This window comes from [Haemophilus] ducreyi, assembly GCF_900109315.1.
Taxonomy (GTDB): domain Bacteria; phylum Pseudomonadota; class Gammaproteobacteria; order Enterobacterales; family Pasteurellaceae; genus Haemophilus_B; species Haemophilus_B ducreyi.
Genome location: NZ_FOJC01000006.1, coordinates 123,688 through 135,298, shown reverse-complemented (window position 1 = coordinate 135,298; position 11,611 = coordinate 123,688). Strand labels below are relative to the sequence as shown.

The 11,611-nt window shown below is 38.5% G+C and carries 9 protein-coding genes and 1 riboswitch; of the genes, 8 read left to right on the top strand and 1 reads right to left on the bottom strand.

The genetic code is table 11. The features are described 5' to 3' along the window. The 8 genes from BMX01_RS07825 to ribH all read left to right on the top strand — a co-directional run. Positions 1-2,604: hypothetical protein (locus BMX01_RS07825; RefSeq protein ID WP_159427899.1), on the top strand; the 2,604-nt coding region annotated here is incomplete at its 5' end. A gap of 250 nt (positions 2,605-2,854) precedes the next feature. Further along, a complete protein-coding gene (glpA, locus tag BMX01_RS05425) occupies positions 2,855-4,537 on the top strand; it encodes an anaerobic glycerol-3-phosphate dehydrogenase subunit A (RefSeq protein ID WP_064082885.1) in 1,683 nt (560 codons plus the stop codon). After that, positions 4,527-5,807 carry a glycerol-3-phosphate dehydrogenase subunit GlpB gene (glpB, locus tag BMX01_RS05420; RefSeq protein ID WP_064082886.1) on the top strand — a complete coding sequence of 427 codons (1,281 nt, stop codon included), beginning with the start codon at positions 4,527-4,529 and terminating at the stop codon, positions 5,805-5,807. The genes glpA and glpB overlap by 11 nt, the downstream gene beginning before the upstream one ends. After that, positions 5,804-7,078 carry an anaerobic glycerol-3-phosphate dehydrogenase subunit GlpC gene (gene glpC / locus BMX01_RS05415; RefSeq protein ID WP_064082887.1) on the top strand — a complete coding sequence of 425 codons (1,275 nt, stop codon included), beginning with the start codon at positions 5,804-5,806 and terminating at the stop codon, positions 7,076-7,078. The genes glpB and glpC overlap by 4 nt, the downstream gene beginning before the upstream one ends. Positions 7,079-7,138: 60 nt before the next feature. Next, positions 7,139-7,272, top strand: a riboswitch (FMN riboswitch). A 162-nt stretch (positions 7,273-7,434) separates the two neighbouring features. Beyond that, positions 7,435-8,541 carry a bifunctional diaminohydroxyphosphoribosylaminopyrimidine deaminase/5-amino-6-(5-phosphoribosylamino)uracil reductase RibD gene (gene ribD, locus BMX01_RS05410; protein ID WP_064082888.1) on the top strand — a complete coding sequence of 369 codons (1,107 nt, stop codon included), beginning with the start codon at positions 7,435-7,437 and terminating at the stop codon, positions 8,539-8,541. Positions 8,542-8,555: 14 nt separating this feature from the next. Beyond that, on the top strand, positions 8,556-9,203 hold the full coding sequence (locus tag BMX01_RS05405; RefSeq protein ID WP_074647909.1) for a riboflavin synthase: 648 nt from the start codon (positions 8,556-8,558) through the stop codon (positions 9,201-9,203). A 55-nt stretch (positions 9,204-9,258) separates the two neighbouring features. Further along, positions 9,259-10,464, top strand: a complete 1,206-nt coding sequence (locus BMX01_RS05400) for a bifunctional 3,4-dihydroxy-2-butanone-4-phosphate synthase/GTP cyclohydrolase II (protein ID WP_064082890.1) — start codon at positions 9,259-9,261, stop codon at positions 10,462-10,464. A 109-nt stretch (positions 10,465-10,573) separates the two neighbouring features. After that, positions 10,574-11,035 carry a 6,7-dimethyl-8-ribityllumazine synthase gene (gene ribH / locus BMX01_RS05395; protein ID WP_064082891.1) on the top strand — a complete coding sequence of 154 codons (462 nt, stop codon included), beginning with the start codon at positions 10,574-10,576 and terminating at the stop codon, positions 11,033-11,035. Between the two features lie 87 nt (positions 11,036-11,122). Here ribH and greB read toward each other — a convergent pair whose 3' ends face one another. Then, entirely contained in the window at positions 11,123-11,611 is a 489-nt protein-coding gene (greB, locus tag BMX01_RS05390; protein ID WP_064082892.1) for a transcription elongation factor GreB, read from the bottom strand.

Genomic DNA, 11,611 nt, shown 5'->3' with positions numbered 1-11,611 from the left:
CCAGAAGTGATTTATGAAAGAATCAAGGGGCAACAAGTAGAAGTAGATGACCCATCATCGTTGTATGCGAAAGTGAATAGAAACAGACGTTTAGATAACGTAGAAGGTTTTTATACACCGGAACAGTTACGGACAAGAAGTGACAAGTTAGCAGAGCAAGTGAGTCGTGTATCGACAACAGAGCCAGTGTATGCGGACTTGCGCTTCAAATCGGCGGAGGATGATTACGCACCGGCGCTACCGGCGAGACCTGAGCTAGGTAATGCGGCTGGCTTTAGAAAAGCGAAGGTAAAAGGTGAAGAGAGTGAATCTACATGGAGTCGTTTGAAACACTTATTTAGCAGAGACAGTAACAAAACGAAAGTAGAAGAGGTAGAAAATGAATATAAATCTCAAACTAATGGAGAAAATTCATTAGAAATTAAGACGATTGAACATATACCGACCCGCTTGAAAAATCTCGAGTCTCCACGTGAAGCGCAATCTGATTTAGGGGAGAATGCATTAATCTATGGTTTACAAAGAGGCAGACAAGCATTAATCAGTAAAGCGAATGCGGCAGATAAAGAAGGCAAAAATGCGATATTAGCAGACAGTTACATAGGCAAACTGAATCTTGGTTTTGAATTTGGAGAATTAACAAAATTTGCAAAACAAGTGAAAGATGGCAAAGTAACCGAGCAAGATATACAAGATATCGCTTCATTTAATGACGAAACAGCTAAATTAGCGCGAAGAAGCGAACCAAAAAATCGTATTAACGATGCTAATGTAGATGATAACCAACGAATTATTCGTGAGTTAATAAATAATGAAGCGGCAGTTGATGCATTAAAACGGATAGCTACGCTAAGTGACCAAGAAAAAGCGATGCACAGTACATTAAGAGCAAACGAAAAATTTGATATGGATGAACTAGAGGAGTCCCCTAACTATACTACTGCGGAAAATAAATCGATTCGTGATTATAAAGATACCCAGAAAGCATTAAATGATGCACGTATGGACTTCTTTACCGAGAAGACGAAATTTATCGCGAAAGAAACGCTAGAACGAGGAGGACAGCTTTACTTTGCATTAGATGGTTTAGTGACAAATAGCCCAGGTTTTAGAGCTGATACGCAGATTAATATGGATAAATTGAAAGATGTTTTTAATCCTAATCATGAACATTATGATTCAGTGACATCGAGAGAATTACGCTATCTCTATGAGAATTATAAAGATAATCCTAATTTAAAATTTACGCTGAAAGACCATGTAATTGCGAATCCGTTAAAAACATTGAAGACTTCTATATCAGAGTCTGACTTAAAGAGTTCTCCACGTAGAGCTAGACAAGAAGGTCCGAGCTTATTGCAGAGAGTAAGAAATTTATTTGATAAATCTTCTTCTAATAAGCGTTCTGAAAAGGATACAGAGCAAACAAGTGTAGGTTATCGTAATACTAATATCGATATAATTAACGATAAGACAAAAGGAGTAAATCATATAGTTGAGAATGGCGTAGAAGTAGCGCTTACCAATACTGACTATAAACCGCTAAAATTACCGAATGTGGAAGCAGCTTTTAAACAAACTAAATTAAAGGCTGAAAATATTGATCCTCATATAGAAGCAGTGAAAAAATTAGAAATTATTGCATCAAGTGCTAATTCGATACCTAAAGAGCATCTATTAAAGGCATTAATAGAAGTTACGGAAGGTAAAACAGATGAAGATATTAATGTTTATCAGAAATTATTTAATACTCGTCAAAATATTTCAAATGAAGTAGCACCTACATATTCCCTAAGGAATCTAGATGGTAAAGATGGTAAACAGATCTTACGATCCGTTGCTGAAATATATAAAAATCTTCCGTTAAGTGATACATATCAAGCGGTAAGAAATTATGTAAACAATAGGCTAATTGAAAAACTATCTTCTAACCGATTATTATTAGAACATTTAGCTAATTCGAAAATTTCTGGTAATGAATATGCGATCAAATATATATTTGATACAGTTAGCCGGGCTAAACAAGAGATCTTTGAGCAAGAATTAAATACCGAATTAGCACCAGTGTCTCTTGATATTATGAGAAGAAAAGCAGCAAATATTCTATCTTCAGAACATGGTTCTTACAAGGATGGTATGTTATCAATATATGATAAGCCCGTAAAAAGCGCATTTCATTCACGTTTAAAGAATAATGGTGAAGTTTTAAATACTATTGTGCATGAATTGACTCATCATGAACAGGATGCGTTAGCTAAAATAATTGATAATAAAGGTTATGATGCTAAATTATTCGATAAAAATAATATACTCTATATCACGGGGGGGTTAGGATACCCTAAGCAAGCGTTAGAGAGAGATGCATTTTTATCCGGTGATTCAGTCAGTGAAGCATTTATGAAAAAAGCAAAGGAATATCATGAACGTACTAAACAGGAGAGAAAAGATGCTAAAAAAGATGAGGCTAGAATAGCTAAACTATATAAGCAATGGGAGCAAGAAGAAGCTAATAAAAAATCTGCTTCATTAAATGGTTCTTCGCAATCATTAGATTCAAGATCTGAAGTAGAATTTAATAGAGTATCGCATAAGTCGGTTAGATAGACTTACTAAAGTCTCATGTTAGCTACTGAAAAAATGCCTAGCAGCGTAATGCTAGGCATTTTTTTCATTTGCGTTCATTTACTTTCATTTGCTAGTAGCGTTAACTATTGAGAATTAAGCTATGTGACATTATTCACATTCTAATTTCTTTTTTGCTCATTTTGTTGTTCTTTATCGCTCATTTGCATACAATATCGCTATTGTTTTCTTTTCTTTTTATTTCATTTAAGTAAAGTGGGGGAGGTTTTGTATGAACATTTCGCCTCAAATATATCGAAATGTTGCTGATTTTTCACCAATTAGTACCGATGTTATTATTATTGGTGGTGGTGCGACTGGAGCGGGTATTGCACGCGATTGTGCCTTGCGCGGTTTAAAATGTGTATTGCTTGAGCGCCGTGATATTGCAACGGGTGCAACCGGTCGTAATCATGGTTTATTGCATAGTGGAGCACGTTATGCTGTAAATGATCGTGAGTCTGCAGAGGAGTGTATTAAAGAAAATCTTATTTTGAAAAAAATTGCTCGCCATTGTGTTGATGATACTAAAGGTCTGTTTATTACTTTACCTGAAGATGATCTTAATTATCAAAAAACTTTTCTTGAATCTTGTACTGCATCAAGTATTGAAGCAGTAGCAATTGACCCAGAACTTGCTAAAAAATTAGAACCCTCCGTTAATCCTGAACTAGTGGGTGCAGTTGTTGTTCCCGATGGTTCAATCGATCCTTTCCGTTTAACCGCTTCTAATATGCTAGATGCCACAGAAAATGGTGCAAAAATTTTTACTTATTGTGAAGTAAAAGGACTTATCCGTGAAGGTGGTCGTGTCATTGGCGTAAAAGTTTATGATCATTCTAATCAGTGTGAGCGACAATTTTTTGCGCAAGTGGTTGTGAATGCCGGCGGAATTTGGGGACAAGGCATTGCTGAGTATGCGGATCTGAAAATTAGAATGTTTCCAGCGAAAGGTGCGTTATTAGTTATGGGACATCGAATTAATAATATGGTGATTAATCGTTGTCGTAAGCCAGCTAATGCGGATATTTTAGTGCCGGGGGATACGATTTGCATTATTGGCACGACTTCTGATCGTATTCCTTATGATCAAATTGATAATATGGAAGTGACACCTGAAGAAGTGGATGTTCTTTTTAAAGAAGGTGAGAAGTTAGCGCCTTGTTTACGCCATACGCGAGTATTACGTGCTTATGCCGGCGTAAGGCCATTAGTTGCAACAGATGATGATCCTTCGGGGCGTAATGTTAGCCGTGGTATTGTATTACTTGATCACGCTGAGCGTGGTGGCTTAGATGGCTTTATTACCATTACCGGTGGCAAATTAATGACCTATCGTTTAATGGCTGAGTGGGCGACGGATCTTGTTTGCAAAAAATTAAATAAAGTCAGCCGCTGTATTACTGCAGAATGCGCTTTGCCAGGATCAAGTGAAAGCCGGGCAGAAACCAGCCAAAAGATTATATCTTTGCCCAATACGATTCGTCATTCTGCCGTTTATCGACACGGATCACGTGCAACACGTTTACTTGAAAATAAACGGTTAGATAGCACGCTTATTTGTGAATGTGAAGCAGTAACTGCAGGTGAAGTACGTTATGCCATAGATGAATTGAATGTAAATAATTTAGTTGATTTACGTCGTCGTACTCGAGTTGGAATGGGGACTTGTCAAGCAGAACTGTGCGCTTGTCGTGCTGCAGGTTTAATGAGCCGTTTTAATGTCTCGACACCGACAGAATCAACCACTCAACTGGCTTCCTTTATGGAAGAACGTTGGCGTGGTATTCAACCAATAGCGTGGGGCGATGCGATGCGTGAAGCAGAATTTTCTAGTTGGATCTATTATAGTTTATTAGGGTTGAATGATGTTGAATTAAGCCATCTAGGGGGAGTGAACAGCAATGAATTTTGATGTTGTCATTATAGGTGGAGGACTAGCCGGTCTTACCTGTGGTATAGCGTTACAAAAACAAGGCAAACAGTGTGCGATTATTAATAATGGCCAAGCTGCAATAGATTTTTCATCAGGCTCAATGGATCTACTTTCATGTTTACCAAGCGGGCAAAAAGTACACGTTTTTTGTGAGGCTTTTGCTGAGTTAAGCCAACAAGCACCCGAACATCCTTATTGTTTATTAGGTCAACATCAAGTTGTAGCTAAAGTGCAACAATTTGAGCAGCTTATGCAAGAATTAGGTTTGGTTGGCAGCCATAAACAACACCATTTACGTGTTACGCCCTTAGGTGGTTTACGCCATACTTGGTTATCGCCTAAAAGTGTGCCTGTTATAGCAGAAAATGAACATTTCCCTTATCGTCAGATTGCTATTTTAGGTATCGAAGGTTATCACGATTTCCAGCCACAAATATTAGTCGATAATTTAAAGCAGAACGCAGCATTTTCGCATTGTGATTTCTCAATAGGCTATTTGAATATTCCAGAATTAGACTATTTACGTCAAAATGCGCGAGAATTTCGGAGTGTTAATATTGCTCAATTACTTGAGCATAAACTAGCGTTTGAGGATTTAGTACAAGAAATAAAACAGGCGGCGGGGAATGCACAAGCGGTATTTTTACCCGCTTGTTTTGGTTTAGATGATCAAGGGTTTTTTGATAGTTTAAAACAAGCAACGGCGTTAGTTTTATTTGAATTACCCACTTTACCCCCTTCATTAATTGGTATTCGCCAGCATCGAACATTACGTGATCAATTTGAAAAATTAGGTGGATTGCTACTGAATGGCGACCGAACAGTGAGCGCTGAGTTTGGCGGTGATCGTGTTGCGCGTATTTTCACGACATTACATCAAGAAGAATCGATTAATGCAGATCATTTTGTATTGGCTTCGGGGAGTTTCTTTAGTAATGGTTTAGTCGCTGAATTTGAGCGAGTAAAGGAACCTATTTTTGACTTGGATATTATCGGAAATAAAGCCTTTATTAATTCGGAGAGAGCGTCTTGGACTGATAAACGTTTTGCCGCAGCGCAACCTTATCAATCTGCTGGGGTGGCGATTAATCATCATTGCCAAGTTTATAAAAATGGGAATCTTATTCCAAATCTTTATGCAATAGGAAATGTTCTTGGTGGTTTTTTAGGCATTGAACAAGGTTGTGCATCTGGTGTGTCAATTGTGACCGCATTAACAGTAGCAGAACGGGTGGGAGGTACAAAATGAATATTCAACAATTGATTGAAAATGCTCAACGAAATACTCATTCAGTCATTGAACATCAACATTTTGATCCGAGTTTTGAAAGCTGTTTGAAATGTACTGCGTGTACGGCAGTCTGTCCTGTTTCGCGCAATAATCCGTTTTATCCAGGGCCAAAGCAGTCGGGGCCAGATGGTGAACGGCTACGGCTAAAAAGTGCAGATTTTTATGATGAGGCATTGAAATATTGCACTAATTGCAAACGTTGTGAAATTGCTTGTCCGTCTGATGTTAAAATTGGTGATATTATTGTTCGTGCTAGAAATCGCTATGTTGAACGGCAAAATAAACCGCTTGTGCATAAATTGCGTGATGCTGTGTTGAGTAATACCGATATTATGGGGCGTTTAAATACACCCTTTGCACCTTTGGTCAATACTATTACAGGCTTAAAAGTAACGCGTTTCTTACTCGAAAAAACGTTAAAAGTGAGTAAGCACCGCACCTTGCCAAAATATGCTTTTGGTTCATTTCGCAATTGGTATATGAAAAAAGAAGCTAAACGTCAGGCACAATTTAAACAACATGTTGCCTATTATCACGGCTGTTATGTTAATTATAATAACCCTCAACTAGGGAAAGAAGTGATTGATGTTATGAACGCACTTGATATTGGCGTATTATTACTTGAGAAAGAAAAATGTTGTGGTTTACCGTTAATGGTAAATGGTTTTCCTGAACGTGCTAAAAAACAAGCGAAATTTAATCTTACTCAATTAGAGAAAATGGTTAAGCATAATCTTGATATTGTGGGTACTTCTTCAAGCTGTACTGCAAATATTAAAGAAGAATATAGCCACGTGTTAGGCATTCCGAATGCAACCGTCAGTTTGCATATTGATATCATTACGCGTTATCTATATAAATTGCAAAAACAAGGTAAAAAACTGCCGCTTAAACCTTTACGATTACGGGTCGCATATCATACGGCTTGCCATGTCGAAAAAGCGGGGTGGGCGCCTTATAGCTTGGAATTATTAAAACAGATTCCTGAATTAGAAGTCGTTGTTTTACCTTCACAATGTTGTGGTATTGCTGGCACTTATGGTTTTAAAGCAGAAAATTATCAAACTTCGCAAGCCATTGGGCGCACGTTGTTTGAACATATCAATGATGGTGATTTTGATTATGTTATTTCAGAGTGTGAAACCTGTAAATGGCAAGTGGATATGTCAAGTAATGTGAGTTGTATTCACCCAATCACTTTACTTTCTATGGCATTAGCTAAACACTAATTCTTGCTTGACTTTTGTAGTTAATACAAGCAGAATTGAAAATAATTTTTTTAATACTATTTTAATCTTCAGGGCAGGGTGAAATTCCCGATCGGCGGTAAAGTCCGCGAGCCGAATTTCGATTAACATCAAGTTTAGCAGGAACTAGTGAAATTCTAGTACCGACAGTATAGTCTGGATGGAAGAAGAGCAGAAATAAGAAAACCCGTTTCAAGCGGTTGTTTTCGCTATTCTTTTTGCATAAGCCTTGAGATCTTAGGATTTCAAGGCTTTTTCATTAGTTAATTTGCACTATTTAATGCAAATTAGTCCGCTTATAGTGGTTCCATTCACTTGCCCGCTTATTATTCATTGATATGACAGATGTTGACTATATGGCTCGTGCGATAGCACTGGCAGAACAAGCACGTGGTTGGACTAATCCTAATCCATTAGTGGGTTGTGTGATCGTTAAAAATGATCAAATCATCGCAGAAGGTTATCACCAAAAGGTAGGCGAATGGCACGCAGAGCGTAATGCTATTTTAAATTGTCAGCAAGATCTCACAGGGGCCACTGCTTACGTTACACTTGAGCCTTGTTGCCATTATGGGCGCACACCGCCTTGTACTGATTTGCTTATTGAACGAGGAATTAACAAAGTGTTTGTGGGCTCTCGTGATCCTAATCCACTGGTTGCGGGGAAGGGGATTAAACAATTACAAGCAGCGGGCATAGAAGTGATCGCTGATTTTATGCGAGAAGCTTGCGATCAGCTCAACCCCATTTTTTTTCATTATATGCAAACTACATCTCCTTATGTGTTGCTTAAATATGCAATGACAGTAGATGGCAAAATTGCTACCGCTACAGGTGAATCCAAATGGATTAGCGGTGAATTAGCACGCCAAAATGTGCAAATCACACGTCATCAATATAGCGCCATTATGGTTGGAGTGGGCACCGTATTAGCGGATAATCCGATGTTAAATAGTCGAATGCCGAATGCTAAACAACCAATACGCGTTGTGTGTGATAGCCACTTGCGAACGCCTCTAGCGTGCCAATTAGTTCAAACAGCGCGCCAATATCCAACCATTATTGCAACCGCTTCAACTGATAGTACAAAAATAGCGCAATTGAAAGCCTTTGGCGTGCAAATTATCCAATGTAAGGTAGCCAACAAACAGGTTGATTTAGTTGATTTATTAGCCAAATTAGGTGCAATGCAAATTGACAGTGTCTTGCTTGAAGGGGGATCAACACTGAATTTTAGTGCATTGAAAGCCGGCGTTGTTAACAGAATTCATTGTTATATTGCACCTAAATTATTAGGAGGAAGCACTGCCAAAAGTCCTATCGGTGGCGCAGGTATTTTGCAACTAGCGGAAGCGGTTAATTTAACGCTTAAATCCACACAATACATAGGCGACGATATCTTGTTAGATTATGACGTTTCATCATCGCAAAAATTAGCAAGCTGACAGCAGGAGAATTTATGTTTACAGGTATTATTGAAGAAGTGGGTAAAGTTGCGAATATCAAGCAATCAGGTGATTTTGCGGTACTGACCATTAATGCTTGCAAGGTACTCAAAGATGTACATTTAGGCGATAGCATAGCCGTGAATGGTGTCTGTTTAACCGTCACTTCTTTTAACTCAATACAATTTACAGCCGATGTGATGGCGGAAACTTTACGCCGTACATCATTGGCACAGTTACACGTAGCTAGCCCGGTTAATCTAGAACGTGCAATGCCAATGAATGGCCGTTTTGGTGGTCATATTGTATCTGGTCATATTGATGGCACCGGTGAAATTATTCAAATTACTCCCGCAAATCACTCTACTTGGTATCGGGTTAAAACTAGCCTTAAATTAATGCGTTATATTGTAGAAAAAGGCTCAATTACCATTGATGGTATTAGTTTAACTGTAGTTGATACTGATCAGGGGAGTTTTCGCGTGTCAATTATTCCGCATACGATTAATCAAACTAATTTAGCCACAAAAACGCTAGGTAGTATAGTGAATTTAGAAAATGATATCGTTGGTAAATATATCGAACAGTTTGTAATGAAGCGGACAAGTACACCATCTAAAAATGCAATTACTGCTGAGTTTTTAGAAAAAGTAGGTTTTTAATTTATTCCACAATGATTACGTGGCGTTGCGTATTTAAGTTTAACAAGAGAAAACAATGTTTCAATTTTCAACAGTAGATGAAGCCTTAGCAGCAATTGCGGCGGGCAAAATTATTTTAGTTTCTGATGATGAAAACCGTGAGAATGAAGGCGATTTTATTTGTGCCTTAGAATTTGCTACACCAGAAAATATTAATTTTATGGCGACTTATGGCAAAGGTTTGATTTGTACGCCAATTTCACAAGCGCTAGCGGATAAATTAAGTTTTCATCCAATGGTGACAAATAATACGGATAATCATGAAACAGCTTTCACTGTATCCGTTGATCATATTAATACGGGCACTGGTATTTCAGCCTTTGAACGCTCACTGACCGCATTAAAAATGCTTGAACAAAATGCACAAGCGGCTGATTTTCGTCGCCCAGGGCATATGTTCCCATTGATTGCCAAAGAGGGGGGCGTGTTGGTACGTAATGGCCATACAGAAGCAACAGTCGATTTAGCGCGCTTAGCAGGCTTAAAGCCTGCAGGCTTATGTTGTGAAATCATGGCTGATGATGGCACTATGATGACTATGCCACAATTACAAGCACTAGCGGTTAAACATAATATGCCTTTTATTACCATTGCACAGCTACAAGAATATCGCCGTAAATATGACAGCTTGGTTAAATTGGTTTCAGTTGTGAAAATGCCGACTAAATATGGTGAATTTATGGCGCATAGTTTTGTTGAAGTGATTTCAGGCAAAGAGCATATCGCTTTAGTAAAAGGCGAGATTGGTGATGGCCAAGCCGTATTAGCACGTATCCATTCAGAGTGCTTAACCGGCGATGCGTTTGGTTCTCAACGTTGTGATTGTGGCCAACAATTTGCTGCAGCAATGACGCAAATTGAGCAAGAAGGGCGAGGCGTCGTATTATATTTACGCCAAGAAGGTCGCGGTATTGGTTTAATCAATAAATTACGTGCCTATGAACTACAAGATAAAGGTATGGATACGGTTGAGGCAAACCTTGCGCTAGGTTTTAAGGAAGATGAACGCGAATACTATATTGGTGCGCAGATTTTCCAAGCCTTAGGCGTGAAATCCACTCGCTTATTGACCAATAATCCAGCTAAAATTAGTGGCTTAAAACAACAAGGCTTAAATATTCTCGCACGTGAGCCAATTATTGTTGAACCAAACCAAAATGATATTGATTACTTGAAAGTAAAACAGATCAAAATGGGGCATATGTTTAACTTTGAACAATAACGTCGTGTTGGACAAAATGGCGCTCTTACACAAACAATCCATCTTATTTTAACCACAAGTATTAATACTTGTGATCTCACAATTTTTTATTTGATAAGGACAGATCAACATGGCAAAAATTACCGGTAATTTAGTCGCTACAGGTTTAAAATTCAGCGTTGTAACGGCACGTTTTAATGATTTTATTAATGATAAATTATTAAGTGGTGCAGTAGATACACTCGTGCGCCACGGTGCGGTAGAATCGGATATTGACACTGTTTGGGTGCCAGGTGCTTTTGAAATTCCACTTGTTGCCAAAAAAATGGCAGAAAGCGGTAAATATGATGCAGTAATTTGCTTAGGTACGGTGATACGTGGCTCAACCACGCATTATGATTATGTTTGTAATGAAGTAGCAAAAGGCATTGGTGCAGTAGCGTTACAAACGGGTGTGCCAATTATGTTTGGTGTATTGACCACAGAAAGTATTGAACAAGCCATTGAGCGTGCGGGCACAAAAGCGGGCAATAAAGGCGCAGAATGTGCTTTAGGTGCAATCGAAATGGTGAATGTATTAAAAGCACTATAATGGTGAGCTCAAGCGGTTTATTTTGGTAAATTTAGGCCAAAAATAACCGCTATTTGAGAGCCAAGTGAAGGGAAGTAATCAGTTGGCTTAATAAAGCGATTTTGTGTCATACCAAATTTTATTGATATAAAACACAGCTTTGCCTGTTGGCGTTTGTACTTCAATTTCATCATCAACGCATTTACCGATTAAAGCGCGTGCAACGGGCGAATCAATCGAAATCCAATTTTTGGTTGGGTCAAATTCATCACAGCCGACAATTCGATATTGATTAATTTCGCCCTCATTGTTTTCTAATTCTACCCAAGCACCAAAGAACACTTTGCCAGCTTGTTGTGGATGATAATCAATGATTTGTAAGGCTTCTAGTCGCTTCGAAAGAAATCGAATCCGCCGATCAATTTCGCGTAACCGCCGGTTACCGTAAATATATTCAGCATTTTCACTGCGATCGCCTAATGCAGCTGCTTCTGAAACTGATTGTGTTACCTTTGGGCGTTCTTCTTTCCAAAGATATTTCAGCTCTTGATCGAGTGTTTGCCAGCCGGTACGGGTAATATAATTTGATTTTGCCAT

Coding starts and splice junctions, on each gene's coding strand:
- greB (WP_064082892.1), bottom strand. CDS start 11,611: ATGGCAAAATCAAATTATATTACCCGTACCGGCTGGCAAACACTCGAT.
- glpC (WP_064082887.1), top strand. CDS start 5,804: ATGAATATTCAACAATTGATTGAAAATGCTCAACGAAATACTCATTCA.
- glpB (WP_064082886.1), top strand. CDS start 4,527: ATGAATTTTGATGTTGTCATTATAGGTGGAGGACTAGCCGGTCTTACC.
- ribH (WP_064082891.1), top strand. CDS start 10,574: ATGGCAAAAATTACCGGTAATTTAGTCGCTACAGGTTTAAAATTCAGC.
- BMX01_RS05405 (WP_074647909.1), top strand. CDS start 8,556: ATGTTTACAGGTATTATTGAAGAAGTGGGTAAAGTTGCGAATATCAAG.
- BMX01_RS05400 (WP_064082890.1), top strand. CDS start 9,259: ATGTTTCAATTTTCAACAGTAGATGAAGCCTTAGCAGCAATTGCGGCG.
- ribD (WP_064082888.1), top strand. CDS start 7,435: ATGACAGATGTTGACTATATGGCTCGTGCGATAGCACTGGCAGAACAA.
- glpA (WP_064082885.1), top strand. CDS start 2,855: ATGAACATTTCGCCTCAAATATATCGAAATGTTGCTGATTTTTCACCA.